Origin of the sequence: Streptomyces ficellus (assembly GCF_009739905.1) — a bacterium.
Taxonomy (GTDB): domain Bacteria; phylum Actinomycetota; class Actinomycetes; order Streptomycetales; family Streptomycetaceae; genus Streptomyces; species Streptomyces ficellus_A.
This window is the reverse complement of the sequence record NZ_CP034279.1, coordinates 1,570,725-1,595,883: the sequence shown is the minus strand read 5'-3', so window position 1 is coordinate 1,595,883 and position 25,159 is coordinate 1,570,725. Positions and strand designations below refer to the sequence as shown.

Here is a 25,159-nt window from a genome sequence, read left to right as displayed (position 1 = left end):
CCCTCCCGGCCGTACGGGCGGGCCGGTCACGACCCGAACCAGCGGCGCGCCGGTCACGACCCGAACCGGCGGCGGACCCTTCCGGCCGCGTGCGCGATGTACGCCATCGCCGCCTCGCCCGCCATCAGCATCGGCTGCCGTACCCACACCACGCGCTCCTCCGCCGCCTCGGCGACCGGGCAGGGCGCGGGCGAGGCCACGTACGGCAGCCGGCTCAGCGACCGGTAACCGGCCTCCAGCGGTACGCCCTCGGACGCCATCGCGGACAGGAACTCCGCCTTCGGCCGGCCGCCGAAGGCAGCGGGGTCGTACCGCAGCATGGCCAGGTGCCAGGTGTGGCGCGTCGTGCCGGGCGGTGCGGGCACCAGGTCCAGCCCCGGTACGCCGCCGAGGGCCCCGGCGAGCGCGGCTGCGGCGCCCGCCCGGCGGTCGAGCCAGCCGTCGAGGAGGTCCAGCTGCGGGTGCAGGAGCGCCGCCTGGAACTCCGTCATCCGCAGGTTCCAGCCCGGCTCGGGATGCTCGTACCAGCCGCCCGACGGGCTCCGGCCCACATTGTGCAGCGACCACACGCGCTCGTGGAGCGCCCGGTCGCCGGTCACCACGATGCCGCCCTCCCCGGCCGTCATCGCCTTGCCCGACTGGAAGCTGAAGCACGCGACATCGCCCAGGGAGCCGGCCGGGCGGCCGTGCCGGGCGGCGCCGTGCGCCTGCGCCGCGTCCTCCACGACGGGCAGCCCCAGCGCGCCCAGCGCCTCCGTGCCGGCGGGAGCCCCCGCCAGGTGCACCGCCATGACCGCCTTGGTGCGCGGCCCGACGAGCGCCCCGGCGGCCTCCGGATCGAGGTGCAGGGTCGCCGCGGTGACGTCGGCGGCGACCGGGACGGCGCCCGCGAGCGCCACCGCGGTCGCGCTCGCCACGAACGTGTAGGCGGGCACGATCACCTCGTCGCCCGGGCCGACGCCGAGCGCGCGCAGCGCCAGGAACAGCGCCACCGTGCCGTTGACGGTGCACACCCCGTGGGGCACGCCGGCGCGCCGCGCGAACGCGGCCGCGAACTCCTCGGTGGCGGTGCCGCTCGTGGCTCCCCACCGGCCGCTGTCCAGGACCCGCAGCAGGGCCCGGCGCTGTTCGCCGGTCGGCGGCGGGGGCCAGGCGGGCCACTGTGGAGGCGCGGTCACACGATGCCCTTGAGCAGGGTGTCCATCGTGCCGTGCAGGACCTGCTCCCGGTCCGCCTCCGGCAGGCCGGCGAGCAGCACCCGGCCGAGCCCGGTGCGCAGGTCGAGGAAGACGGCGTCCGAGCCGAACGCCACCCGGCCGGCCCCGATCCCGGCGACCATCCGGACCAGGTGACGTGCCGTCATCCGGGAGCCGCAGGTCTCCAGCACCAGGTCGGGGCAGCGGTCCGCGGCCTCCATCGCGGGGCGCAGCCCTTCGGGGAACAGGCCCGCGTGGCCCATCAGCAGGGGTACGCCCGGGTGGCGCGGCGAGACGGCCGCGAAGTGCCGGGCGTCCGACCAGGGGCTGCCGTGCTGGCTGTGCGCGAGGACGAGCCGCCTCCGCCCGGCCGCCGCCTCGAACGCGGGTGTGTACGCCCGGTCGTCGAGCGCCGTCTCGTGCACCTCGGGGTGGAGCTTGACCCCGATGACGCCGGGGACGTCCAGCAGGTCCCGCAGCCGTTCGGGGGCCTGCGGGTCGTGCGGCTGGTACACGGCCCAGCCGAGCAGCCGGCCGGGGTGCGCCTCGAGGGCCTCCAGCAGCAGGGCGTTCCCGGCGCGGGCGTCGGGGCCCACCGCGAGCAGGTGCGACACGCAGGCGGTGGCGACCCCGCAGCGGTCCATCATGGCGACCAGGCTCTCCGCCGAACCGTCCGGGACGGCGAACGCCGACCAGCGTCCGATGTGCCCGTGCGCGTCGATGACGTCCATGGCGGTGCGTCCGGCCGGGCTCATGGTGCACCGTCCAGGAGCCGCAGCGCGTTGCCGCCGGCGATGAGCGCCGCGTCCGCCGCGGGCAGGTCCAGGGTGTCCAGCAGATACCGGGGCCCGGCGTCGTCGGTGACGGGTGCGCCCGTGCCGAACAGCACCCGGTGGGCGCCGTACCGCCCGGCGACCCACTCGACCTGGCGGTGGCCGCACAGCGTGGAGGTGTCGACGTACAGCGAGGGGTGGGTCTCCAGCAGCTCGGCGAGTTCGCGCAGCGCGCGGTAGCCCGTGCCGGTGAGCACGACGCGCGGCGCGGGCCCGGCCGCGGCCAGCCGGTGCACCTCGCCGGACGTCACCTCGTCCCAGGCGAGCAGCACGGCCGTGCCGTGCGCCGCCAGCTCGGCGAGCAGCCGGTGGGCGTGCGGCCCGGAGAGGGACCAGCCGTGCCGGCGGGGGCACAGGCGCACCAGTGGTGCCCCGCCCGCCCACGGGCCGGTGCCGAGCGGCCCGGGTACGAGGACGGGCACGGGCCGCAGCCTGGGGTCGCCGACGTGGGCCAGCGGGTCGTTGCCGTCGCGCGGGTCGCCGTGGACGGCGTGGGAGTGGACGACGCAGGCCGTGTCGATGCGCAGCCGTTCCAGCTCGGCGACGAGGCCGGCCTCGTCCCTGCTGGGGACGTCGTCGTGGGGGAGGGGACCGAGGGTTCGGTTGACGTCGACGACGGTGGTCATGACTTGAGGCCGCTGGTGGCGATGGAGTCGGTCAGGTACCGCTGGAGCAGGCCGAAGACGAGGAGGCACGGGATGACGGTGATCGTGGCGCCCGCCATGATCTGGTTGATGGTCACGTTCTCGCCCTCCAGGGTGGCGAGCCCGACGGTGAGCGTCCGCATGCCTTCCGACTGGCCGATGACGAGCGGCCACAGGAAGTCGTTCCAGTGCCAGAGGAAGACGAACACGCCGAGGGTGGCGAGGACCGGCCGGATCAGCGGCAGCACGACCGTGGTGAAGACCCGCCACTCCGACGCCCCGTCGATCTTCGCCGCCTCGAACAGCTCGTCGGGCAGCTGCACGATGAACTGCCGCATCAGGAACACGGCCTGCGAGTTGGCGAGGGTCGGCACGATCAGACCCCAGTACGTGTCCACGCCGCCCATCTCGGAGACGAGGATGTAGTAGGGGATCAGGGTCGCCTGGAACGGCACCATCAGCGTCGCCAGGAAAGCCCAGAACAGCACCTCGCGCCCCGGGAAGCGCTTCTTGGCGAACGCGTACCCGGCCATCGACGCGAACAGCAGGATGAGCAGCACCGACACGAGCGAGTAGATCAGCGAGTTGAGGGCCCACTGGGTGATGTCGGCGCTCTCCAGGACGTCCGTGAAGTTGCGCAGGGTGGCACGGGTGACGTCGAAGGCGCCCGGCAGGGTCCGGCCACCGGGTGGTGCGAACGCCACCAGCACCATGACGACGAAGGGGGTGACGGTCACGAACGCGACCAGGACCAGCAGGACCGGCAGCCTCAGCCGCGCCATCAGTCCTCCTCCCTTCCGATGAGCCGGCGCTGAATGAGCGAAAAGACGAGGACGATCAGGAACAGGACGAGGCCGATCGCGCTCGCGTAGCCGAAGTCGAAGAACTTGAAGCCCGAGTCGTAGAGGAAGTAGACGAGGGAGTAGCTGGCCCGCACCGGACCGCCGGCGGTCATGACGTACATCGCGTCGAAAACCTGGAAGGCCTGGATCGCCTCGATGACGAGGACGAAGAAGAGCACGGGTCGCAGCAGGGGCAGGGTCACCCAGCGGAAGCGCTGCCAGGCGCTCGCCCCGTCGATGGTGGCGGCCTCGGCGACCTCGCGGGGAATGGACTGGAGCCCGGCGAGGAGGATCAGCATCGAGTAGCCGAAGCCCTTCCAGGCGGAGGCGGCCGCGATGGAGGGCAGGACGAGGGAGTCGGCACCGAGGAAGTCGACCGGGCCGAGGCCCAGGGCGCCGAGGGCCGTGTTGAGCAGCCCGTCCTCGACCTCGTAGATCCACTTCCAGATGACCGCGGCCAGGACGATGCTCGTGACGTACGGCAGGAAGAACAGCCCCCGGAAGAAGCCGCGCAGCCAGAGCGTCCGGTGCAGGAGCACGGCCGTGCCGAGCGCGAGCAGGACGGTCATCGGCACGTACAGCGCGGTGTAGACGGCGGTGACGCCGAGGCTCTCCCAGAACAGGTCGTCCTGGAGCAGCCGGGTGTAGTTGGCCGCGCCGATGAAGTCCCACTCGCCGCTGAGCCGGTAGTCGGTCAGCGACAGGAACGCGGCACCGAGGGTCGGCCCGAACCGGAACACCAGGAACAGTGCCAGCATCGGACCCACGAATGCCAGCCCGACCAGTGCCTCCCGCCGCCGCACCGGGCTCCACCGCCGCCCGCCCGGACCGCTTCCGGGGCCGCCCGGCGGGATGTCCGCCGGACCGCCCGGCGGCGCCTTCGCCAGGGTGCCGGTCACCGTCACCGTGCCCCGCGAGTCGCCCGTGACGACCGCCGCCGCCACCGCCTCGGGTGCCACCTCGGGTGCCGGTGGCGCACCGGCCGGGGGCGCGCCGTCCCCGGCCGTGCGTCCGTGCCTCGCGGCGGCGCGCTCCGAGGGCTCCGGTTCATCGGGGAACGCCTCGCGCGGTTCGACCTTGCTCAACGCTGACGCGCCAGGAGGTCGTCGCCTTCCCCGGCGGCCGCCGCCAGCGCCTGTTCGGGTGTCTTCTTGCCGGTGAGCGCGGCCTGGATCTCCGGCGTGATGAGCGCCATCAGCTGGCGTGCGGCCGGGTGCGGCTCGCCGGGGAAGGTGTGGGCCAGGGCCGCTTCGTACTCCTTGGCGAAGGGGTTGTCGCTGGCGACCGCGACGTCCGTGCGCGGGGAGAAGAAGCCGCCGGCCTTGCCCATGGACGCGATCTGCGCGGGCTCGGTCATGAAGGCGACGAACTTCTCCGCACCGGCGAGGTTCTTGGTGCGGGCGTTGATGCCGAGGCCGCCCGGCATGCCGAAGCACACTTGCTTGCTGGGACCCTTGAGGGCCGGGCCGACGATCACGTTCTCCTTGCCCCAGGCCGTCCCGGCCAGCACCGCGTCGGAAGGCGTGTTGGTGTAGCCCATGGCGACCTGCCCCTTGCCCAGGGCGTGGTCGGTGAACAGGTTGGCGTTGGTCAGCGCGGACCTGGGCACGCCACCGCTCTTGTAGAGGTCGACGAGGAAGGTGAGCGCCTCGACCCCCTCGGGGCTGTTGAACGCGGTCTTCTTTCCGCTCTCGTCGAAGACCTTGCCGCCCGCCTGCCACAGCAGCGGATAGAAGCTCATGTTGAGCGAGGCCTCGTTGCTCGCGCTGTAGTCGAGGGTGGCGACGCCGGCCTGCTTCAGCTTCGGCGCGGCGGCCCGCAGCGCGTCCCAGGTGGCGGGCGGTTCCTTTATCCCCGCCTTGTCCAGCAGCTTCTTGTTGTAGAGGGTGCTCGTGACGGTGTGGTAGATCGGTGCCGCGTAGACCTTGCCGTCCTGCGTCATGGCCTCGAGCGCCGTCGGCCGGAAGGCGGCCCGGGACTTCTCCATGGCCCGGTCGACGGGCTGGACGGCGCCGTTCGCCTGGAACTGCGGGATCTGGTCGGGGCCGAGGAGCACCACGTCCGGTCCCTTGCCGCTGCCGAAGGCGGTCGCCAGCTTCTGGTCCCGGTTCTCCCAGGGCAACTGCTCGATGGCGAGGTCGACGTTCTTGTGGGCCGCCTCGAAGCCCTTCTCGATGCCGTCCCAGTAGGCGGCATTGGCCTTCGGATCCATGATCACCGGGTACATCCAGACGGTGACCCTGTTCGACCCCGCGCCGCTGTCGGCGCTGTTGCACCCGGCCGCGGTGAGCGCGGTGAGGGTGAGGATCGCGAGAGGAACGGTGGCGCGCTTGAACCCTGTCTTCATGCTGGGCCTCCGGAAGGCCTGTCAAAACCTGGACAGTTTCGGCCTGGGCCGAAAGTAGCTGGGCTGTTTTGCACTGTCAATGCTGCGCGGTCGCGTCGCCCGTGGCCACCCGGCAGGCCACCTCGACCGCACTGGAGCCAGCACCCCACTCATTCGGACGACACGTCACCTCGTGTTGTCCGTGCGGCTTCCGACGAGCCGTCAGCTCGCGGCGGCGGACCCGGGTGCCGCCGCGCATCGTCCCGGTGGGCGGCGGCCCCGCCGACGCCCGTCCCGGACATCCCCCTCGTGTCGCAGTTGGGCCGAACGGGTGAGGGAGGCGAGGATAGGGCCTATGAGTAGGTACGAGAGGTACGACGTCACCGACGAACAGTGGGAGGGCCTGGCACAGGTCGTCCCGCTGCGGGGACGCAACGAGTGGCCCTCCAGGGTCGACCACAGCACGATCCCGCAGGACTACGAGGCCGCCGAGCAGCGCCGCATGGTCGTACTGAGGGTGCAGGTGTTCGCCGACGCGCGGGAGGTCGCCGAGTACCTCGTCGCGCAGATCCCCGTCCTGCTGGACCTGACCGCGGCCGACACGGACGTCGCCAAGCGGATCCTGGACTTCAGCAGCGGCGTCGTCTTCGGGCTCGGCAGCGGGATGCACCGCGTCGACCGGAACGTCTTCCTGCTGGCCCCGGCCGGCACGGAGGTCGAGGGCGCCGCCGCCGCGGCGGTTCCCCATTCCTAGGCGGTTCCCTCATTCGTAGGAGTCGTTCCCGGCCGGAACGGTTCAGCACCGGAAGCCGCTCGTACGGTCCGAGCATGCACGCAACCCGCCCCTCCACGTCCCTGCCGTCCTCCGTCGCGCCGGCCCGCCCGGCCGTCACGGAGCTGCGGCTGTCCGCCTACAAGTCGCACCGCGGCGCCGCCTTCCGGCTCGGACCGGTGACGCTCTTCGCCGGCGCGAGCGGCACCGGCAAGTCGAGCGCGTTACAGGCCTACGAGGCACTCGCCCTGCTCGCCGCCGGAGTCCCCCTCGCCGCCGCCTTCCCCGAGCCCGCCGGGTGCGTGCCGGAACGCGCGGAGGCGGACGCGGAGGGGCGGCGGGGCTTCCGGATCGGCTGCACCGTGGACGGCCCGGCCGGACCGGTGCGCCTCGACCTGGCGGTCCAGGCGGAGCCGGTCCTGCGGATCGCCGGTGAGCGGCTGACGGACGGGGACGGGCGCACGCTGCTCACCACCGCGCTGCGTGACCCCGGCCGGGGCACGGTGCAGGCCGAGTGGCACACCGCGGGTTCCGTGCCGGTCACCCGCGCCCCGCTCCCCGGCGACCGGCTCGGCACGGCGCTGCTGCCGCTGCGGGTGGCGGGCAAGACCGAGGGACAACGCCACGTCCTGGCCGCCGCCGAACAGGTCGTCGTGGCCCTCCGCTCCGTCTTCCCCTGCGACCCGCAGCCCCAGCGGATGCGGACGCCCGTGGTGGCGGGCGACGGACGGCTGCGGCGCGGCTGCGACAACCTCGCGGAGGTGCTCCACCGCACCCGCACCGGCTGCCCGCGCCGGCACGCCAGGCTCGCGGCGGTCGCCCGCTCCGGCTGCGCGGGACCGGTGAGCGCCCTTGACGTGGAGGAGCTCGCCGACGGGACGGTACGGGCGGTGCTGGGCCGTGGCGGGGACGGCGGCACGCCCGTGGAGCGGCTCGGCGAGGGCGAACTGCGCTTCCTGGCCCTCGCGCTCGTGCTGCTCACCGGGCCCGGCGTGCTGTCCATGGACATGGCGGCGGAGGTGCCGCACGCGATGCAGACGCTCACCGTGCTGGCCGACGGGTTCGACCGCGGACTCGACCGGCGCCAGATCCGGGAACTGGCGGCGCTGGCGGCGCAGATCTGTGCGGACGGGCACATCCGGCTGGTGGGGACCGTCGGCGAGGCGGGGGCGAGGGCCGCCCGCGGTCGCACCGGTGTGACGGTGGTAGACCTGAATCCGTGACGGAACTGGATGTGCAGGGATTGCAGCGCAGGCTCGCCGAGTTCGCGGCCTCGCGGGAGTGGCAGCCGTACCACACGCCGAAGAACCTGGCGGCGGCGCTGAGCGTCGAGGCGGCCGAACTGCTGGAGATCTTCCAGTGGTTGACGCCCGAGGAGGCCGCCCGGGTGATGGACGACCCGGAGACCGCGCACCGGGTGGCGGACGAGGTGGCCGACGTGCTGGCCTACCTGCTCCAATTCTGCGGTTCGCTGGGCGTCGATCCGCTGGCCGCGCTGTCCGCCAAGATCGACCGCAACGAGGTGCGGTTCCCCGTCGGACGGCCGCCGGGACGTGCCGCGAGGGCGTCCAACGAGCCCGATCGTCACTCTACGGAGTGATCGACTTATTCACACTGAGCTTCCTGTCCACAGATTTCCGAATTCCCCTGGCTTTTGGGTCCATTCACCTTCACTCTGGGTAGTGAACTGATGGGCGGACAGTCGTACGAACGGGGGCGGCGTACATGGAAGCGGAGCGACTCATCGCGACCGGCCGGCGCGCCCTGGCGGACAGCCGGGTGGCGCTGGACATCGTGGGGGAGGCCTGGCAGGCCCAGCTGCTCGCGCAGGCGATCGGCAGCCACGTCGCGCGGACCGGACCACCGGAGCTGAGGGGAGAGGCGCGGGGGCTCAGCGAGACGGGCAGCCGCGGCGGGGCGAGTCCGGGCCGCCCGGCGCGGGCCCTGCGGCTCACGCACATAGCCGACGTGCGGGCCACGTTGATCAACCTGGGCGCGCTGCTCGGCGAGGTGGGCATCGCCCTGGTCGGCGTCGCCTGCGCCACAGACGAGGAGGGACTGTACTGGCAGTGCATCGAAGCGATCGATGCCGCGGACGAGGCCGGTGACCGGGTCCGGGAGATGGTCCGCCGGCTCGCCGTCCGCGAGCGCGCCAGACCTCCCGACACCGCCGGCTCCTCCGCCGGCCCGGCCTGACGCGTCGCCACTCCCGGCGCGCCGCCCGGGAGCGACCGGGCGCCCGGCGGTCGCGGGGCCGCCCCGGACCCGGCGGTGCGGACCGGGCCCAGGGCGACGCAGGGGGCTCCCGCACGGGCGGGGCGGGCATGGACCCGGGGAGGCGGCGCGCGGCCGGCCCCCGCGTGCGAAGTCAGGGAGCCGTGGAGCCGGTGCCCTGGGCCGGTGCGGGCGGTGAGACGGGGGCGGCGTCCGGGGGCGGGAGGCGGTCGGCCGAGGACTGCAGGTCCGCGTCGAGTCGCGTCAGATCGGCGGTCAGCGCCGCCATCAGCTCCTCCATCTGCTGGAGCAGACCCTTCGGCTGCTCCGGTGCGACCTGATCAGGCACGGCTTCCTGGGACATGGCGGCCTCCTCGGCCCAGGCCCGCCCCGGCGGGGGAGGGCGACGAGAGAACGACGCACCGGCATCCGCCGCCGGCGCGCGGGCCGGGCGGTCCGGCTCCGCCCGAGCCAACGACCCGCACGGGCCGGGGGTCACTGGCGGGGGCGCCCACGGGGCGCGGATCGACGAGGTTCACCCGGCGGGAAGAGGGAGGTTGACGGACGTTCGACGGTGCAGGATGGAGGGATGGATCTTCGAATCTTCACCGAGCCCCAGCAAGGGGCCGACTACGACACCCTGCTGACCGTGGCGAAGGCCACCGAGGACCTCGGCTTCGACGCCTTCTTCCGGTCGGACCACTATCTGCGGATGGGATCCGGGGACGGGCTGCCCGGTCCCACGGACGCCTGGATCACCCTGGCCGGGCTGGCCCGGGAGACCCGGCGGATCCGGCTCGGCACGCTGATGACCGCCGGCACGTTCCGGCTGCCCGGCGTCCTGGCGATCCAGGTCGCGCAGGTGGACCGGATGTCCGGCGGCCGGGTCGAACTCGGCCTCGGCGCGGGCTGGTTCGAGGAGGAGCACAGGGCCTACGGCATCCCCTTCCCCAAGGAGAAGATCGGCCGCCTGGAGGAGCAGCTGGCGATCGTCACCGGCCTGTGGGCGACGGAGACCGGCCGGACGTTCTCCTACGACGGGACGTACTACCAGCTCACCGACTCGCCCGCGCTGCCGAAGCCCGCCCAGGCGAAGGTGCCCGTCCTGGTCGGCGGGCTCGGAGCGCAGCGGACGCCGAGGCTGGCCGCGCGGTACGCGGACGAGTTCAACGTCCCGTTCGCCTCGCTGGAGGACAGCGAGCGGCAGTTCGGCCGCGTCCGGGCGGCGGCCGAGGAGGCGGGACGCAAGCCGGACGACCTCGTGTACTCCAACGCGCTGATCGTCTGCGTGGGCAAGGACGACGCCGAGGTGGCGCGCCGCGCGGCGGCCGTCGGACGGGAGGTGGAGGAGCTCAAGGAGAACGGTCTGGCCGGCTCGCCCGACGAGGTCGTCGAGAAGATCGGCCGGTACGCGGCGATCGGCGCCTCCCGGATCTACCTCCAGGTGCTGGACCTGGACGACCTCGACCACCTGGAGCTGATCTCCTCCCGGGTCATGTCCCAGCTGGACTGAGGCCGTACGCCGACGGCCCCCGTCGCACACGGAAAAGCGCTGGTCGGCAGGTACCCACCCGGCCATACTCGGACGGGTGTTCCTGACGATCAGTACGACCGGTAGCCCACGACGTCCCGCCACCGACCTCGGGTTCCTGCTGCACAAGCATCCCGGCAAGGCGCAGGCGTTCTCCACCTCCTACGGCACGGCGCACGTCTTCTACCCCGAGGCGTCCGCCGAGCGCTGCACGGCGGCGCTGTTGCTCGAGGTGGACCCCGTCGCGCTGGTCCGCCGCGGCAGGGGCAAGGGCCGGGGCGGCGCGCCGGACGCGGCGCTCGCCCAGTACGTCAACGACAGGCCGTACGCGGCCTCGTCGTTGCTGGCCGTCGCGCTCAGCTCCGTCTTCGGGAGTGCCCTGCGCGGGGTGTGCGCCGCCCTGCCCGAGCGGGCCGGCGAGCGTCTGCCGCTGCGGATCGAGATCCCGGCGCTGCCCGCGCGCGGCGGCGCCGACCTGGTCCGCGCGCTCTTCGGCCCGCTGGGCTGGACGTCCGTCGACGCCGAACCGGTGGCGCTGGACGAGCGGTTCCCGCACTGGGGTGCCTCGCGCTACGTGCGGCTGGTCCTCGAGGGCGACCTGCGGCTCGCCGACGCGCTGCGGCACCTATACGTGCTGCTGCCGGTGCTCGACGACGCCAAGCACTACTGGGTGTCGCCCGACGAGGTGGACAAACTGCTGCGGGCCGGCGAGGGCTGGCTGGCGGGCCACCCCGAGCACGCACTCATCACCAGCCGCTACCTCTCCCGCCGCCGGGGCCTGACCCGCCAGGCGATGGAACGGCTGGAGCTGGTGCGGCTGGCCGAGGCCGACGACCTGGACGTCGAGGACGTCGACAACGCCGTCGACGACGCCCCGGACACCGAGGACAGGCCCGTGCCGCTCGCCGAGCAGCGGTGCGCGGCGATCCTCGCGGCGCTGCGCGCTTCGGGGGCGACGAGGGTGCTCGACCTGGGCTGCGGTGAGGGCCGGCTGGTGCAGGCGCTGCTCAAGGACGTCCGGTTCACCGACATCGTGGGTGTCGACGTGTCCGTACGGGCGCTGACGGTGGCCGCGCGGCGGCTGCGGCTGGAGCGCATGGGGGAGCGGCAGGCCGGCCGGGTGCGGCTGCTCCAGGGCTCGCTCACGTACACCGACAAGAGGCTTACGGGCTATGACGCCGCCGTCCTCAGCGAGGTGATCGAGCACGTCGACCTGGAGCGGCTGCCCGCCCTGGAGTACGCGGTCTTCGGGTCGGCGCGGCCCGCGACCGTGATCGTGACGACGCCGAACGTCGAGTACAACGTCCGCTGGGAGACGCTGCCCGCCGGGCACGTCCGGCACGGCGACCACCGTTTCGAGTGGACGCGCGCGGAGTTCCGTACCTGGGCGCGGTCCGTGGGCGAACGGCACGGGTACGGCGTCGAGTTCGTATCCGTGGGGCCGGACGACCCGGAGGTCGGGCCGCCCACCCAGATGGCCGTGTTCACCGCGGCGACGACCACGAAGGAGGAGAAGGCCGCATGACCGGCACCACCACCACCGGCGAGCACCGAGTGCTGCCGGTCACCGACCTGTCCCTGGTCGTCCTCGTCGGCGCCACCGGCTCCGGCAAGTCGACCTTCGCGCGCAAGCACTTCAAGCCCACCGAGGTCGTCTCCTCGGACTTCTGCCGCGGGCTCGTCGCCGACGACGAGAACGACCAGAGCGCGAGCGGTGACGCCTTCGACCTCCTGCACACGATCGTCGGCAAGCGCCTGGCCGCCGGCCGGCTGACCGTCGTGGACGCGACCAGCGTGCAGCAGGAGAGCCGCCGCCAGCTGGTCCGGCTGGCCCGCGAACACGACGTCCTGCCCATCGCCATCGTCCTCGACATGCCCGAGGAGGTGTGCGCCGAGCGCAACGCCGCCCGGCCCGACCGCGCCCACCTGCCCCGCCACGTCATCCAGCGCCACCGCCGCGAGCTGCGCCGTTCGCTGCGCGGGCTGGAACGCGAGGGGTTCCGCAAGGTGCACGTCCTGCGGAGCGTGGCGGAGGCGGAGAGCGCCGAGGTCGTGCTGGAGAAGAGGTACAACGACCTCCGACACCTCACCGGCCCCTTCGACATCATCGGCGACATCCACGGGTGCAGCTCCGAGCTGGAGACCCTGCTCGCCAAGCTGGGTTATGTGGACGGCACCCACCCCGAGGGCCGCACCGCCGTGTTCGTCGGCGACCTCGTCGACCGCGGCCCGGACAGCCCCGGCGTCCTGCGCCGGGTGATGGGCATGGTCGCCTCGGGCGACGCGCTGTGCGTCCCCGGCAACCACGAGAACAAGCTCGGGCGCTGGCTCAAGGGACGCCAGGTGCAGCGGACGCACGGGCTCGCCGAGACGATCGCCCAGCTGGAGGGCGAGAGCGAGGAGTTCCGCACGCGGGTGCGGGAGTTCATCGACGGGCTCGTCAGCCACTACGTCCTCGACGAGGGTCGGCTCGTCGTCTGCCACGCCGGACTGCCGGAGAAGTACCACGGCCGCACGTCGGGGCGGGTGCGTTCCCACGCCCTGTACGGCGACACCACCGGTGAGACCGACGAGTTCGGGCTGCCGGTGCGCTACCCGTGGGCGGAGGACTACCGCGGCCGGGCCGCGGTGGTCTACGGCCACACACCCGTGCCCAGCACGTCCTGGATCAACAACACCATCTGCCTGGACACCGGCGCGGTGTTCGGCGGGCGGATGACCGCGCTGCGCTGGCCGGAGCGCGAACTCGTCGACGTACCCGCCGAGAAGGTCTGGTACGAGCCGGTCAAGCCGCTCGCCACGGACGCCCCGGGCGGGCACCAGGGCCGGCCGCTGGACCTGGCGGACGTGCACGGGCGGCGGGTCGTGGAGACGCGGTACGCGGGCCACGTCGCCGTGCGCGAGGAGAACGCGGCCGCCGCGCTGGAGGTCATGAGCCGGTTCGCGGTGGATCCGCGACTGCTGGCGTACCTGCCGCCCACGATGGCCCCGACGCCGACCTCCCGCGAGGAGGGCTTCCTGGAGCACCCGGCGGAGGCGTTCGCGCAGTACTGCTCCGACGGGGTCGAGCGGGTCGTGTGCGAGGAGAAGCACATGGGTTCGCGCGCGGTGGCGCTGGTGTTCCGAGACGCGGACGCCGCACGCGAGCGGTTCGGCGTCGAGGGCGCGACGGGCGCGCTGCACACGCGCACGGGGCGGCCGTTCTTCACCGACGGTGCCCTGACGGAGCTGGTCCTGGACCGGCTGCGCCGGGCGATCGACGCCGCCGGGCTGTGGGACGAGCTGACGACCGACTGGCTGCTGCTGGACGGCGAGCTGATGCCGTGGTCCCTCAAGGCCTCCGGACTGCTGCGCTCCCAGTACGCCGCCGTCGGCGCCGCGTCGGGCGCGGTGTTCCCGCCGGTGCTCGCGGCGCTGGAGTCGGCCGTGGGCCGGGACGTCGACGTGACCGGCCTGCTGGGCAGGCAGCGCGAGCGGGCGGCGGACGCGGCGGCGTTCACCGAGGCGTACCGGCGCTACTGCTGGGACACGGAGGGGCTGGACGGGGTGCGGTTCGCGCCGTTCCAGATCCTCGCCGGACAGGGGCGCCTCCTCGCGGGCGTCCCGCACGACGAGCAGCTGGCCTGGCTCGACCGGCTGGTGGAGCACGACCCGTCCGGCCTGCTCCAGGGCACGCGCCGGCTCCTCGTCGACACCGGGGACGACGCGTCGGTCCGGGCGGGCACCGACTGGTGGCTGGAGCTGACGGGTTCGGGCGGCGAGGGCATGGTCGTCAAGCCGCTCGGGGCGCTGGTGCGCGACGCGAAGGGGCGGCTCGTCCAGCCGGGCGTCAAGGTGCGCGGCCGCGAGTACCTGCGGATCATCTACGGCCCGGAGTACACGCGCCCGGACAACCTGGCGCGGCTGCGCGAGCGTCACCTCGGGCACAAGCGGTCGCTCGCCCTGCGCGAGTACGCCCTCGGCCTGGAGGCCCTCGCCCGCCTCGCCGACGGCGAGCCGCTCTGGCGCGTCCACGAGGCGGTCTTCGCGGTCCTGGCACTGGAGTCGGAACCGGTCGACCCCCGCCTTTGACCACCCGCCCGCGCTCTCCCGGTCGACCCGCGCCTGCGGCCACCCCCGCCGGCCGGTGCTCACGGAGCTCCGTCCGTGCCGCGCCGGCGGCGGTGGTGGGCGAGCGTCACGGCCGCCCCGCCCCGGCGCCCACCACGTCCCCGTGGTGCCGCGCCGGCGGCGGTGGCGGGGTGGGCGGCACGCGGTACGGAAGGATGTACGAGCGTTCGCTGGGTGAAGGGGGGCTCGCGCGGTGAGGATAAAGGCATGGGATTCCATGTCGATTCCGAGACCGGGCGGCTCCGCCGCGTCATCCTGCACCGGCCCGATCTGGAGCTGAAGCGGCTGACCCCCTCCAACAAGGACGCGTTGCTCTTCGACGACGTGCTGTGGGTGCGCCGGGCCCGGCAGGAGCACGACGGGTTCGCCGACGTCCTGCGCGACCGGGGCGTCGAGGTGCACCTGGTCGGGGACCTGCTGAGCGAGGCGCTGGAGGTGCCGGCGGCCAGGGACCTCGTCCTGGACCGCGTCTTCGACGAGAAGGAGTACGGGCCGCTGGCCACCGGCCACATCAGGGCGGTGTTCGACGCGATGGACACCGCCACGCTGGTCGAGGTGCTGATCGGCGGGATGACGAAGCGGGACTTCCTGGCGGGTCACGCGGAGCCGACGTCCGTCCGCTTCCACGTGATGGACCTGGACGACTTCCTCGTGCCGCCGCTGCCGAACCACCTCTTCACCCGCGACACCTCGGCCTGGATCTACGACGGCGTCTCCATCAACGCCATGCGCTGGCCGGCCCGGCAGCGCGAGACCGTCCACTTCGAGGCCATCTACAAGCACCACCCCCTCTTCACCGGCCCGGAGGCGGGCCCGTTCCACCACTGGTCGGAGGGGCAGGACGACTACCCGTCCACGATCGAGGGCGGCGACGTCCTCGTCATCGGGCGGGGCGCGGTGCTGATCGGGATGAGCGAGCGCACCACGCCGCAGGCGGTCGAGATGCTGGCGCGCGGCCTGTTCGCGGCCGGCTCCGCCCGGACGATCGTGGCGCTGGACATGCCGAAGAGCCGGGCGTTCATGCACCTGGACACGGTCATGACGATGGTCGCGCACGACACCTTCACCCAGTACGCCGGGCTCGGCATGCTCCGCTCGTACACCATCGAGCCGGGCGACGGGCACCGCGCGCTGAAGGTGACCGACCACCCGCCGCAGCACATGCACAGCGCCATCGCCGCGGCCCTGGACCTGCCGGCGATCCGGGTGCTGACCGCGACGCAGGACGTGCACGCGGCGGAGCGCGAGCAGTGGGACGACGGGTGCAACGTCCTGGCGGTGGAGCCGGGCGTGGTCGTCGCGTACGAGCGCAACGTCACCACCAACACCCATCTGCGCAAGGAGGGCATCGAGGTGATCGAGATCCCCGGCAGCGAGCTGGGCCGGGGGAGGGGCGGCCCGCGCTGTATGAGCTGCCCGGTGATGCGCGAGGCCGACCCGGGCTAGCCGGCAGCCCTGGCTCCCCCACCCCCTGCTCCGTATACAAATGTGAAGCCTCGTATAGACTTCCATCGTACCCGTTTTCGGAACCCAGGAGCTTCCATGGCCACCGACCTCACCGGCCGGCACTTCCTCAAGGAGCTGGACTTCACCGCCGAGGAGTTCCGCAGCCTGCTCGATCTGGCCGCCGAACTCAAGGCCGCCAAGAGGGCCGGCACGGAGGAGCGGCGGTTGCGCGGCAGGAACATCGCGCTGATCTTCGAGAAGTCGTCGACCCGCACGCGCTGTGCCTTCGAGGTCGCCGCCGCCGACCAGGGTGCCTCCACCACCTACCTGGACCCGGCCGGATCGCACATCGGGAAGAAGGAGTCCGCCCGGGACACCGCCCGCGTCCTCGGCCGGATGTTCGACGCGATCGAGTTCCGGGGCGACGCCCAGGCCACCGTCGAGGAACTGGCCGCCCACGCCGGTGTCCCCGTCTACAACGGCCTGACCGACGACTGGCACCCCACCCAGATGCTCGCGGACGTGCTCACCATGACCGAGCACACCGACAAGCCGCTGGAGACGATCGCGTTCGCCTACCTCGGCGACGGCCGCTACAACATGGGCAACTCCTACCTGGTCACCGGCGCCCTGCTCGGCATGGACGTCCGGATCGTGGCGCCCAGGTCGTACTGGCCGGCCGACGGGGTCGTCGCCCGCGCCCGGGAGCTCGCCGAGACCAGCGGCGCGCGCGTCACGCTCACCGAGGACATCGCGGAGGGCGTGCGGGGTGCCGACTTCGTCGCCACCGACGTGTGGGTCTCCATGGGCGAGCCCCAGGAGGTGTGGGACGAGCGCATCGGCGCCCTCGCCCCGTACGCCGTGACCATGGACGTCCTGCGGGCCACCGGGAACCCGGACGTCAGGTTCCTGCACTGCCTGCCCGCCTTCCACGACCTGGGCACCGCCGTCGGCCGGGAGATCCACGAGCGGCACGGGCTGACCGAGCTGGAGGTGTCCGACGAGGTCTTCGAGTCGGAGCACTCGGTCGTCTTCGACGAGGCCGAGAACCGGCTGCACACGATCAAGGCCGTCATGGTGGCCACGCTCGCCGGACCCGGGGGCGCGGCGTAGCCCCGTGCGGGTGCCGCCCGGGCATGGCAATACGCCCGATGGGGTGAGTATGCGGAGTGGCGGTTAATATCGGGACACATGGTGGGGTTCGGGCTCGCACGCTCGAACCCCACTTCGCTTGTGCTCGACCTCACGGCTCAGAGAAGAGAACCACCCCATGCGTCCCACCGGACCGCCACGCATCAAGACCCCCGCCCAGCTGATCGCCGACTCCGGTGCGGACCTGGAGGGGCACGGTCTCAAGCGCACCATGGGCCTCTTCCAGCTCGTGTGCTTCGGCGTCGGCGCCATCGTCGGCACCGGCATCTTCGTCGGGCTGTCCGACAGTGTCGCCGAGGCCGGTCCGGCGGTCGTCGTCTCCTTCATCCTCGCCGCCATCACCTGCATCTTCACCGCGTTCTCCTTCGCCGAGCTGGGCAGCGCGATCCCGGTCTCCGGCAGCTCGTACTCCTTCGCGTACGCCACCCTCGGCGAGCGCGTCGCCTTCCTCGTCGGCTGGTGCCTGCTGCTGGAGTACGGCGTGTCCGTGTCCGCCGTCGCCGTCGGCTGGGGGCAGTACCTCAACGAGCTGCTCGACAGCCTCGTCGGCTGGCAGCTGCCCGAGGCGCTCGCCGGCCCGCCCGGCGACGGCGGAACCGTCAACATCCCGGCCGTGATCGTCATCGGGCTCGCCGCCGTCCTCCTGGTCCGCGGCATCCGCGAGAGCGCCCGCGCCACCGCGGTCATGGCCATCGTGAAGATCCTCATCCTGGTCCTGTTCTGCGCGATCGCCTTCCGCGCCTACCAGAGCGACAACCTCACGCCCTTCGCGACGCACGGCCTGGCCGGCGTCACCTCGGGCGCCTCGGTGGCCTTCTTCTCGTACATCGGCTTCGACGCGATCACCACCGCCGGCGAGGAGGTCAAGAACCCGCGCAAGAACATCCCCCTCGCGATCATGATCTGCATCGGGATCGTCACCCTGCTCTACTGCCTCGTCGCCGTCGCCGCCATCGGCGCGCTCTCCGCCGACGAGGTCGCCGACCAGCCCGCCGCGCTCTCGCTGATCGTGGACCGGGTCACCGAGTCCGGGGTCGGCGGCGGCATCATCGCGTTCGGCGCCGTCGTCGCCATCGCGTCCGTCGTCCTGGCCGTGATGTACGGCCAGACCCGCATCCTGATGTCGATGTCCCGCGACGGGCTCATCCCGCACGTCTTCGAGAAGATCTCCCCGAAGACGTCCACGCCCGTGGCCAACACCTGGATCGTCGCCGGCGTGTTCGCCGTGCCGGCCGCCGTCGTCCCGCTCGACGTGGTGCTCAACCTGACCACCATCGGCACCCTCGCCATCATGGTCGCGGTCAACATCGCGGTCATCGCGCTGCGCCGCCGCTACCCGGACACCGAGAGCGGCTTCCGGGTCCCGCTCTACCCGCTCAGCCCGGTCCTGGGCGTCGCCATGTGCCTGTACCTGATCTGGGGCACCGGCTGGACGACCTGGGTGCAGTTCGCCGTGTTCCTGGTCGTCGGGGTGCTGGTGTACGCGCTGTACGGGCGCCGCCACTCGCGCCTGGGCAGGGACCTGGCCCGCGGCGAGGCGGCGGACGGCGGGGTCACGGGGCCCGCAGGTCCGGGAGCGTGAACCAGACGGCCTTGCCGCCGTCGGTGCGCCGGTGCCCGCAGGCGGCGCTGAGCGCGCGTATCAGCAACAGGCCCCGCCCGTGCTCCTGCCAGGGGTCGGGCGGGGTGTCGTCCCACGTGGTGAGGTCGCCGGGCGGCTCGGGGTCCCGGTCGTGGACCTCGACCCGGCAGCCGCCCGCCAGCCGCCGCACCACCAGCTCGATCGGGCCCTTGCCCGCAGTGTGCTCCACGGCGTTCGCCACCAGCTCGGCCGTCAGCAGCTCGGCCGTGTCGCGGTACGCCGAGGCATCCAGGTCCGCCAGTGCCGTCCGTATCAGGGCACGCGCCATGGGCACCGCTGCCGTCGTGTGCGGCAGGGCGATGCGCCAGGACGAGGGGTCGGAAGCTTCGAGCACAGCGGGGTCCGTTCGGTGAAGCCGGTTCCGTTCGGGAGTAGGGGGGCCGGGAGGCGGGGCGGGGACGTCGGCGGAGGGGCGGGCGGGAGCGCGCCGGGCGGGTGGCCGGGACGCGCCTCGGCCGGAGCCGTCCGGGGCGGCGGTGAGAGCGGGGAAACGGGGGACGTGCGGAAGGGGAGGGCGGTAGGGCGGGAGAGACCCGTGAGGTCTGCCCCCCACCTTACGTAGAGCGGTCAGCCGCACCAGAGGCTCCCGCCCACCCAGGGGGAGACCTGTGCCACAGCTATGACAGAACCTGCGTCGGTCACGGACAGTTGTTACCGGGTCACCGCTCAGCGTATCGCGCCTACGTGACGGAAGTCACGTACAAGTGATAGCTTCGAGGGGCAGGCATCTGCGCAGGCAGACCGAGGAGGCCGCACCTCATGAGCCCGTTCATCAGCTCCGCGCCCCGCACCCAGGAATGGCGGCACCTACGGCTCGCCATCGACGACGGCGTCGCCACCGTCACCTTCGCGCGCCCCGCGAAACTCAACGCCCTCACCTTCGGCGCCTACGCCGACCTGCGCGACCTGCTCGCCGAGCTGTCCCGGGAGCGGGCCGTCCGGGCGCTGGTCCTCGCGGGAGAGGGGCGCGGCTTCTGCTCCGGTGGCGACGTCGACGACATCATCGGCGCCACGCTCAGCATGGACACCGCCCAGCTCCTGGACTTCAACCGCATGACCGGCCAGGTCGTACGGGCCCTGCGCGAAGCCCCCTTCCCCGTGATCGCCGCCGTCCACGGGGTCGCCGCGGGCGCCGGCGCCGTCCTCGCGCTGGCCGCCGACTTCCGGATCGCCGACCCCTCCGCCCGGTTCGCGTTCCTCTTCACCAAGGTCGGCCTCTCCGGCGGCGACATGGGCGCCGCGTACCTCCTGCCGCGCGTGGTGGGCCTCGGGCACGCCACCCGGCTGCTGATGCTCGGCGAACCGGTCCGCGCCCCCGAGGCCGAGCGCATCGGTCTGATCAGCGAACTGACCGAGGAGGGCGCCGCCGACACCCGGGCCGCCGAACTGGCCCGCCGCCTCGCCGACGGCCCCGCCCTCGCGCACGCCCAGACCAAGGCGCTGCTGACGGCCGAGCTCGACATGCCGCTCGCCGCCTCCGTCGAACTGGACGCCGCCACCCAGGCCCTCCTCATGAACGGTGAGGACTACGCCGAGTTCCACGCCGCCTTCACCGAGAAGCGGCCGCCGAAGTGGCGGGGCCGGTGAGCCGCCGGGCGCCGGGCGCCCCCCGGCGCGACCCGCGGCCCGGCCGGGCGCTGCGCGTGGCCGTCGTCGGCGGCGGACCCGGCGGGCTGTACGCGGCCGCCCTGCTCAAGCGCCTCGACCCCGACCGGGACATCACGGTGTGGGAGCGCAACGCCCCCGACGACACCTTCGGCTTCGGCGTCGTCCTCTCCGACGAGACCCTCGGCGGCATCGAGCACGCCGACCCCGCCGTCTACGCCGCCCTCCAGGCGGAGTTCGTCCGCTGGGACGACATCGACATCGTCCACCGGGGCCGCGTGCTGACCTCCGGCGGCCACGGGTTCGCCGCCCTCGGCCGCCGCCGGCTCCTGGAGATCCTCCACGAGCGCTGCGCCGCCCTCGGCGTACGGCTCCGCTTCCGCACCGAGGCCCCGCCCGCCGCCGAACTGGCCGCCTCCCACGACCTGGTCATCGCCGCCGACGGCGTGCACAGCCGGACCCGCGAGGCGCACGCCGACGTGTTCGAGCCCCACCTCACCACCCACCGCTGCCGCTACATCTGGCTCGCCGCCGACTTCGCCTTCGACGCCTTCCGCTTCGAGATCGCCGAAACCGAGCACGGCGTGATGCAGCTCCACGGCTACCCGTTCTCGGCGAGCGCCTCCACCGTGATCGTCGAGATGCGCGAAGAGGTCTGGCGCGCGGCCGGGTTCGACGAGCTGGACGAGCAGGAGTCCGTGGCCCGCTGCGCCAAGATCTTCGCCGAGGCGCTCCAGGGCCGGCCGCTCGCCTCCAACCACTCGTCCTGGACCGCCTTCCGGACGGTGGTGACCGGCCGCTGGTCGCACGGCAACGTCGTACTCCTCGGCGACGCGGCCCACACCGCGCACTTCTCCATCGGCTCCGGCACCAAACTCGCCGTCGAGGACGCCCTCGCGCTCGCCGCCTGCGTCCAGGAGCAGCCCGGCCTGCCCGAGGCCCTCGCCGCGTACGAGGCCGAGCGCAGGCCCGTCGTCGAGTCCACCCAGCGGGCCGCCGCCGCGAGCCTCCGCTGGTTCGAGGACCTCGCCGGCCACCTGGACCAGCCGCCCCGCCAGTTCGCGTTCAACCTCCTCACCCGCAGCCGCCGCGTCACCCACGACAACCTGCGGCTGCGCGACCCGCGCTTCACCGACGCCGTCGAGCGCGACTTCGGCTGCCCGCCCGGCACCCCGCCGATGTTCACGCCCTTCCGGCTGCGCGGTCTGACCCTGCGCAACCGGGTCGTCGTCTCGCCCATGGACATGTACTCGGCCGTCGACGGAGTCCCCGGCGACTTCCACCTCGTCCACCTGGGCGGCCGCGCCCTCGGCGGCGCCGGACTCGTCATGACCGAGATGGTCTGCGTCAGCCCCGAGGGCCGGATCACCCCCGGCTGCGCGGGCCTGTGGACCCCCGGCCAGGCCGCCGCCTGGCGCCGGGTCACCGACTTCGTCCACCACCAGTCGCCCGGCACCGCCATCGGCGTCCAGCTCGGCCACTCCGGCCGCAAGGGCTCCACCAGACTCATGTGGGAGGGCATCGACCAGCCCCTCGACTCCGGCAACTGGCCCCTGGTCGCCGCCTCCCCGCTCCCGTACCGCCCCGGGGTCAACCAGGTCCCGCACGAGCTGCACCGGGCCGCGCTCACCGACATAAGGGAACAGTTCGCGGCGGCCGCCCGGCGCGCCGCCCGCGCCGACTTCGACCTGCTCGAACTGCACTGCGCCCACGGCTACCTGCTGTCCGGTTTCCTCTCGCCGCTCACCAACCGCCGCACCGACGCCTACGGCGGCTCCCTGGCCGCCCGGCTGCGCTTCCCGCTGGAGGTCTTCGACGCGGTACGGGCCGCCTGGCCCGGTGAGCGGCCCATGACCGTGCGGATCTCCGCCACCGACTGGGCGCCCGGCGGCACCACCGCCGAGGAGGCCGTCGAGATCGCCCGCGCCTTCGCCGAGCACGGCGCCGACGCCATCGACGTCTCCACCGGCCAGGTGGTGCCCGACGAACGGCCCGAGTACGGCCGCTCCTACCAGACGCCGTACGCCGACCGGATCCGCAACGCCCTCAAGGTGCCCGTCATTGCGGTCGGGGCGATCTCCTCCTGGGACGACGTCAACTCGCTGCTGCTGGCCGGCCGCGCCGACCTGTGCGCCCTGGCCCGCCCCCACCTCTACGACCCGCACTGGACCCTGCACGCCGCCGCCGACCAGGGCTACGAGGGGCCCGGCGCCCCCTGGCCGCTTCCGTACCGCGCGGGCAGCCGCAAACCGCCCACCGGCCGTACGGACGCCCCCAAGCCGCGGCTCAGTCTGACGCCCCGCCCGCCCCGGCCCTGACGTACTCCTCGCCCCTGTCCCGCAGCAGCCCGTGCAGGCCGCCGAAGACGGTGGCCGCCCGGCCGCCCGGCCAGCCCGCGGGCAGCAGCGCGGCCGGGAGGCCCGGGTCGGCGTACGGCAGGCGCCGCCACGAGTCCAGCGCGAGCAGGTAGTCGCGGTACGCCTCCTCGGGTGACGGCTCGCGGGTCGACCAGGCGCGCAGGACCGGCTCGTGCAGGTCCAGGAACTCCTCGTACAGCTTGGCGATCGCCGCCAGGTCCCACCAGCGGCCCACCGCCTCCGCGGTGGCCGGGAAGCCCAGGTGCTCGCCGCGGAACAGGTCCACGTACGGGTCGAGCTGGAGCCGCTGGAGGGTGTGCCGGGTCTCCTCGTACAGCGCGGCCGGGGCGATCCACACGCCCGGGGCCGCCGTGCCGAACCCCAGCCGGGCCAGCCGGGAACGCAGCAGGTGCCGCTTGTGCCGCTCGGCCTCGGGCACCGAGAAGACGGCCAGGACCCAGCCCTCGTCCTCGTGCGGCTCGCCCGCCGCGTAGATCCGCCGGTCACCGTCGTCCAGGAGCTGCCGGGCGTCCCCCGACAGGGCGTACCCGGCCGCCCCGTCGGACGTGCGGCGCGGCTCCAGCAGCCCCCGGCGCTTGAGCCGCGACACGGAGGAGCGCACCGACGGCGCGTCCACGCCCAGCGCCGCCAGCAGCCGGATGAGCTCGGCCACCGGCAGCGGGGCGTTGTCGGGCGTCCGCCCGTACGCGCCGTACAGGGAGACGATCAGGGAACGCGGGGTGTGCTGCTCGGCCACGTGATCACTTTACGGGCGGGTCCGTGGCGTGTCCTCGGCTCGCAGCCGGAACCGCTGCAGCTTGCCGGTGGCCGTGCGGGGCAGGGCGTCCAGGAACACGATCCGGCGCGGGCACTTGTAGGGGACGAGCCGGTCCTTGACGAAGGCGCGCAGCTCCTCGGCGGTGGTCTCGTCACGGGGCAGGCCGTCGCGGAGCACCGTGTACGCCACCACCACCTGGCCGCGCACCTCGTCCGGCCGGCCGACCACCGCCGCCTCCAGCACGTCGGGGTGGGCGAGCAGCGCCTCCTCGACCTGGGGGCCCGCGATGTTGTACCCGGCCGAGATGATCATGTCGTCCGCGCGGGCGACGTAGCGCAGGTAGCCGTCCGGTTCGCGGACGTAGGTGTCGCCCGTGACGTTCCAGCCGTGCCGGACGTACTCCGCCTGGCGGGGATCGGCCAGGTAGCGGCAGCCCACCGGGCCGCGCACCGCCAGGAGCCCCTCCTGCCCGTCGGGCACCGGCTCCCCGCAATCGTCCACCACGCGAGCGTGCCACCCGGGAACCGGTGTGCCCGTGGTGCCGGGGCGGATCGCGGCGTCGGCCGCCGAGACGAAGATGTGCAGCAGCTCGGTGGCGCCGATGCCGTTGATCAGGCGCAGACCGGTCCGGTCGAACCAGGCCCGCCAGGTGGCCTCGGGAAGGTTCTCGCCCGCCGACACGCAGCGGCGCAGCGAGGTGGTGTCGTGGCCGTCGAGCTCGTCCAGCATCACCCGGTAGGCGGTGGGGGCGGTGAACAGCACCGTCACCCGGTGCTCGGCGACGGCCGCGAGGAGCTGTCTGGGCCCGGCCTGCTCCAGCAGCAGCGCCGAGGCGCCCGCCCGCATCGGGAAGATCACCAGCCCGCCCAGCCCGAAGGTGAACCCCAGCGGCGGACTGCCCGCGAACAGGTCGTCGGGGCCGGGGCGCAGCACGTGCTCCGAGAACGTGTCGGCGACCGCCAGCACATCGCGGTGGAAGTGCATGCAGCCCTTGGGGCGCCCGGTGGTCCCGGAGGTGAAGGCGATCAGGGCGACGTCGTCGGCGGCGGTGTCGACCGCCTCGTAGGGCCCGCGGTGGCGGGCGGCGAGGTGCAGCAGGTCGTCGGGCCCGTCGCCGCCGTACGCCGTGACGCGCAGGCCCGGGACCTCGGCCTTCACCAGGTCGTCGACCGCACGTACGTCGCACAGGGCGTGGCTGACCCGGGCCATCTCGCACATCACGGCCAGTTCCCCCGCCCGTGCGCCCGCCAGGACGGTGACGGCGACCGCGCCCGCCTTCATCACCGCCAGCCAGCAGGCGGCCAGCCACGGGGTGGTGGGCCCGCGCAGCAGGACCCGGTTGCCGGGCACGACGCCCAGGTCGTGGGTGAGCGTGTGCGCGATCCGGTCGACCCGGGTGCGCAGTTCGCCGTACGTCCAGACCTGGCCGGCGCCGTCGCGGAAGACGGGCCGGCTCGCGCCGAAACGTTCCACCGTGCGGTCCAGCAGTTCCCTCCCGCAGTTGAGCCGGTCGGGGTAGCGCAGCCCGGGGAGGTCGAAGAGCAGTTCCGGCCACTGTTCGCGCGGTGGCAGATGGTCCCGGGCAAAGGTGTCGCGATGGGCCGAAGGCGTGAGCTCCATGGTTCGCCCCCTTGTCGTGGTGGGAACGCTCATCGAGCGTATCGTTCATGTGACGACAGTCAACGGCCCGCGATAGACGTCTTTGAGGGGG

At 73.1% G+C, this 25,159-nt stretch carries 22 protein-coding genes; 12 read left to right on the top strand and 10 right to left on the bottom strand.

Going from position 1 to position 25,159, the window contains the following annotated elements:
• Positions 1 to 53 precede the first annotated feature (53 nt).
• The 6 genes from EIZ62_RS06995 to EIZ62_RS06970 are packed head-to-tail and all read right to left on the bottom strand — an operon-like array spanning position 54 to position 5,862.
• On the bottom strand, positions 54 to 1,178 hold the full coding sequence (locus EIZ62_RS06995) for a DegT/DnrJ/EryC1/StrS family aminotransferase (protein ID WP_156691852.1): 1,125 nt from the start codon (positions 1,176 to 1,178) through the stop codon (positions 54 to 56).
• The gene (locus EIZ62_RS06990) at positions 1,175 to 1,951 is read right to left on the bottom strand and encodes an amidohydrolase family protein (RefSeq protein ID WP_208827806.1); all 777 of its coding nucleotides are present in this window, start codon (positions 1,949 to 1,951) and stop codon (positions 1,175 to 1,177) included. Before EIZ62_RS06990 ends, EIZ62_RS06995 begins: the two co-directional genes overlap by 4 nt.
• A complete protein-coding gene (locus tag EIZ62_RS06985) occupies positions 1,948 to 2,655 on the bottom strand; it encodes an amidohydrolase family protein (protein WP_156691851.1) in 708 nt (235 codons plus the stop codon). Before EIZ62_RS06985 ends, EIZ62_RS06990 begins: the two co-directional genes overlap by 4 nt.
• Complete coding sequence (locus EIZ62_RS06980) at positions 2,652 to 3,455, bottom strand: carbohydrate ABC transporter permease (protein WP_156691850.1); 804 nt, start codon at positions 3,453 to 3,455, stop codon at positions 2,652 to 2,654. Before EIZ62_RS06980 ends, EIZ62_RS06985 begins: the two co-directional genes overlap by 4 nt.
• Positions 3,455 to 4,600, bottom strand: a complete 1,146-nt coding sequence (locus EIZ62_RS06975) for a carbohydrate ABC transporter permease (protein ID WP_341873933.1) — start codon at positions 4,598 to 4,600, stop codon at positions 3,455 to 3,457. Before EIZ62_RS06975 ends, EIZ62_RS06980 begins: the two co-directional genes overlap by 1 nt.
• Positions 4,597 to 5,862 (bottom strand): ABC transporter substrate-binding protein, encoded by a 1,266-nt coding sequence (locus tag EIZ62_RS06970; protein WP_156691849.1) that lies wholly within the window; start codon positions 5,860 to 5,862, stop codon positions 4,597 to 4,599. Before EIZ62_RS06970 ends, EIZ62_RS06975 begins: the two co-directional genes overlap by 4 nt.
• Positions 5,863 to 6,196: 334 nt before the next feature.
• Between EIZ62_RS06970 and EIZ62_RS06965 the strand changes: the two genes are divergently transcribed.
• The 4 genes from EIZ62_RS06965 to EIZ62_RS06950 all read left to right on the top strand — a co-directional run bounded on the left by EIZ62_RS06965 (position 6,197) and on the right by EIZ62_RS06950 (position 8,809).
• Positions 6,197 to 6,595 (top strand): cell division protein SepF, encoded by a 399-nt coding sequence (locus tag EIZ62_RS06965; protein ID WP_156691848.1) that lies wholly within the window; start codon positions 6,197 to 6,199, stop codon positions 6,593 to 6,595.
• A gap of 74 nt (positions 6,596 to 6,669) precedes the next feature.
• Entirely contained in the window at positions 6,670 to 7,836 is a 1,167-nt protein-coding gene (locus EIZ62_RS06960) for an AAA family ATPase (protein WP_156691847.1), read from the top strand.
• Positions 7,833 to 8,213 carry a nucleotide pyrophosphohydrolase gene (locus tag EIZ62_RS06955; protein ID WP_156691846.1) on the top strand — a complete coding sequence of 127 codons (381 nt, stop codon included), beginning with the start codon at positions 7,833 to 7,835 and terminating at the stop codon, positions 8,211 to 8,213. The genes EIZ62_RS06960 and EIZ62_RS06955 overlap by 4 nt, the downstream gene beginning before the upstream one ends.
• 125 nt (positions 8,214 to 8,338) lie before the next feature.
• Positions 8,339 to 8,809 carry a DUF6099 family protein gene (locus EIZ62_RS06950; RefSeq protein ID WP_156691845.1) on the top strand — a complete coding sequence of 157 codons (471 nt, stop codon included), beginning with the start codon at positions 8,339 to 8,341 and terminating at the stop codon, positions 8,807 to 8,809.
• 172 nt (positions 8,810 to 8,981) lie between these two features.
• Here the strand turns inward: EIZ62_RS06950 and EIZ62_RS06945 are convergent, their stop codons facing one another.
• A complete protein-coding gene (locus EIZ62_RS06945; RefSeq protein ID WP_156691844.1) occupies positions 8,982 to 9,191 on the bottom strand; it encodes a hypothetical protein in 210 nt (69 codons plus the stop codon).
• Positions 9,192 to 9,416: 225 nt separating this feature from the next.
• Between EIZ62_RS06945 and EIZ62_RS06940 the strand changes: the two genes are divergently transcribed.
• The 6 genes from EIZ62_RS06940 to EIZ62_RS06915 all read left to right on the top strand — a co-directional run bounded on the left by EIZ62_RS06940 (position 9,417) and on the right by EIZ62_RS06915 (position 18,648).
• Positions 9,417 to 10,340, top strand: coding sequence for an LLM class F420-dependent oxidoreductase (locus tag EIZ62_RS06940; RefSeq protein WP_156691843.1), 924 nt, complete (start codon positions 9,417 to 9,419; stop codon positions 10,338 to 10,340).
• 76 nt (positions 10,341 to 10,416) lie between these two features.
• Positions 10,417 to 11,883, top strand: coding sequence for a 3' terminal RNA ribose 2'-O-methyltransferase Hen1 (locus tag EIZ62_RS06935; RefSeq protein WP_156691842.1), 1,467 nt, complete (start codon positions 10,417 to 10,419; stop codon positions 11,881 to 11,883).
• Entirely contained in the window at positions 11,880 to 14,429 is a 2,550-nt protein-coding gene (locus tag EIZ62_RS06930; protein WP_156691841.1) for a polynucleotide kinase-phosphatase, read from the top strand. Before EIZ62_RS06935 ends, EIZ62_RS06930 begins: the two co-directional genes overlap by 4 nt.
• A 246-nt stretch (positions 14,430 to 14,675) precedes the next feature.
• Entirely contained in the window at positions 14,676 to 15,914 is a 1,239-nt protein-coding gene (locus EIZ62_RS06925; protein WP_156691840.1) for an arginine deiminase, read from the top strand.
• A 96-nt stretch (positions 15,915 to 16,010) separates the two neighbouring features.
• A complete protein-coding gene (gene argF, locus EIZ62_RS06920) occupies positions 16,011 to 17,027 on the top strand; it encodes an ornithine carbamoyltransferase (RefSeq protein WP_156691839.1) in 1,017 nt (338 codons plus the stop codon).
• 157 nt (positions 17,028 to 17,184) lie between these two features.
• Positions 17,185 to 18,648, top strand: coding sequence for an amino acid permease (locus tag EIZ62_RS06915; RefSeq protein ID WP_156691838.1), 1,464 nt, complete (start codon positions 17,185 to 17,187; stop codon positions 18,646 to 18,648).
• Here EIZ62_RS06915 and EIZ62_RS06910 read toward each other — a convergent pair.
• Positions 18,620 to 19,042: an ATP-binding protein gene (locus tag EIZ62_RS06910; RefSeq protein ID WP_244375515.1), complete on the bottom strand. Its 423-nt coding sequence runs from the start codon at positions 19,040 to 19,042 to the stop codon at positions 18,620 to 18,622. The two genes, EIZ62_RS06915 and EIZ62_RS06910, sit on opposite strands and share 29 nt — an antisense overlap.
• Before the next feature lie 425 nt (positions 19,043 to 19,467).
• On the opposite strand from EIZ62_RS06910, the gene EIZ62_RS06905 reads away from it, so the two are divergent.
• A complete protein-coding gene (locus EIZ62_RS06905) occupies positions 19,468 to 20,295 on the top strand; it encodes an enoyl-CoA hydratase family protein (protein ID WP_156691837.1) in 828 nt (275 codons plus the stop codon).
• The gene (locus EIZ62_RS06900; RefSeq protein ID WP_167536350.1) at positions 20,292 to 22,631 is read left to right on the top strand and encodes a bifunctional salicylyl-CoA 5-hydroxylase/oxidoreductase; all 2,340 of its coding nucleotides are present in this window, start codon (positions 20,292 to 20,294) and stop codon (positions 22,629 to 22,631) included. The genes EIZ62_RS06905 and EIZ62_RS06900 overlap by 4 nt, the downstream gene beginning before the upstream one ends.
• Here EIZ62_RS06900 and EIZ62_RS06895 read toward each other — a convergent pair.
• Positions 22,600 to 23,427, bottom strand: a complete 828-nt coding sequence (locus EIZ62_RS06895; protein ID WP_156691835.1) for a PaaX family transcriptional regulator — start codon at positions 23,425 to 23,427, stop codon at positions 22,600 to 22,602. The two genes, EIZ62_RS06900 and EIZ62_RS06895, sit on opposite strands and share 32 nt — an antisense overlap.
• 9 nt (positions 23,428 to 23,436) lie before the next feature.
• Positions 23,437 to 25,068 carry an AMP-binding protein gene (locus EIZ62_RS06890; RefSeq protein WP_156691834.1) on the bottom strand — a complete coding sequence of 544 codons (1,632 nt, stop codon included), beginning with the start codon at positions 25,066 to 25,068 and terminating at the stop codon, positions 23,437 to 23,439.
• Positions 25,069 to 25,159: the final 91 nt, after the last annotated feature.

Coding starts and splice junctions, on each gene's coding strand:
- EIZ62_RS06945 (WP_156691844.1), bottom strand. CDS start 9,191: ATGTCCCAGGAAGCCGTGCCTGATCAGGTCGCACCGGAGCAGCCGAAG.
- EIZ62_RS06925 (WP_156691840.1), top strand. CDS start 14,676: ATGGGATTCCATGTCGATTCCGAGACCGGGCGGCTCCGCCGCGTCATC.
- EIZ62_RS06890 (WP_156691834.1), bottom strand. CDS start 25,068: ATGGAGCTCACGCCTTCGGCCCATCGCGACACCTTTGCCCGGGACCAT.
- EIZ62_RS06960 (WP_156691847.1), top strand. CDS start 6,670: ATGCACGCAACCCGCCCCTCCACGTCCCTGCCGTCCTCCGTCGCGCCG.
- EIZ62_RS06940 (WP_156691843.1), top strand. CDS start 9,417: ATGGATCTTCGAATCTTCACCGAGCCCCAGCAAGGGGCCGACTACGAC.
- EIZ62_RS06915 (WP_156691838.1), top strand. CDS start 17,185: ATGCGTCCCACCGGACCGCCACGCATCAAGACCCCCGCCCAGCTGATC.
- EIZ62_RS06930 (WP_156691841.1), top strand. CDS start 11,880: ATGACCGGCACCACCACCACCGGCGAGCACCGAGTGCTGCCGGTCACC.
- EIZ62_RS06905 (WP_156691837.1), top strand. CDS start 19,468: ATGAGCCCGTTCATCAGCTCCGCGCCCCGCACCCAGGAATGGCGGCAC.
- EIZ62_RS06985 (WP_156691851.1), bottom strand. CDS start 2,655: ATGACCACCGTCGTCGACGTCAACCGAACCCTCGGTCCCCTCCCCCAC.
- EIZ62_RS06965 (WP_156691848.1), top strand. CDS start 6,197: ATGAGTAGGTACGAGAGGTACGACGTCACCGACGAACAGTGGGAGGGC.
- EIZ62_RS06970 (WP_156691849.1), bottom strand. CDS start 5,862: ATGAAGACAGGGTTCAAGCGCGCCACCGTTCCTCTCGCGATCCTCACC.
- EIZ62_RS06950 (WP_156691845.1), top strand. CDS start 8,339: ATGGAAGCGGAGCGACTCATCGCGACCGGCCGGCGCGCCCTGGCGGAC.
- EIZ62_RS06980 (WP_156691850.1), bottom strand. CDS start 3,455: ATGGCGCGGCTGAGGCTGCCGGTCCTGCTGGTCCTGGTCGCGTTCGTG.
- argF (WP_156691839.1), top strand. CDS start 16,011: ATGGCCACCGACCTCACCGGCCGGCACTTCCTCAAGGAGCTGGACTTC.
- EIZ62_RS06990 (WP_208827806.1), bottom strand. CDS start 1,951: ATGAGCCCGGCCGGACGCACCGCCATGGACGTCATCGACGCGCACGGG.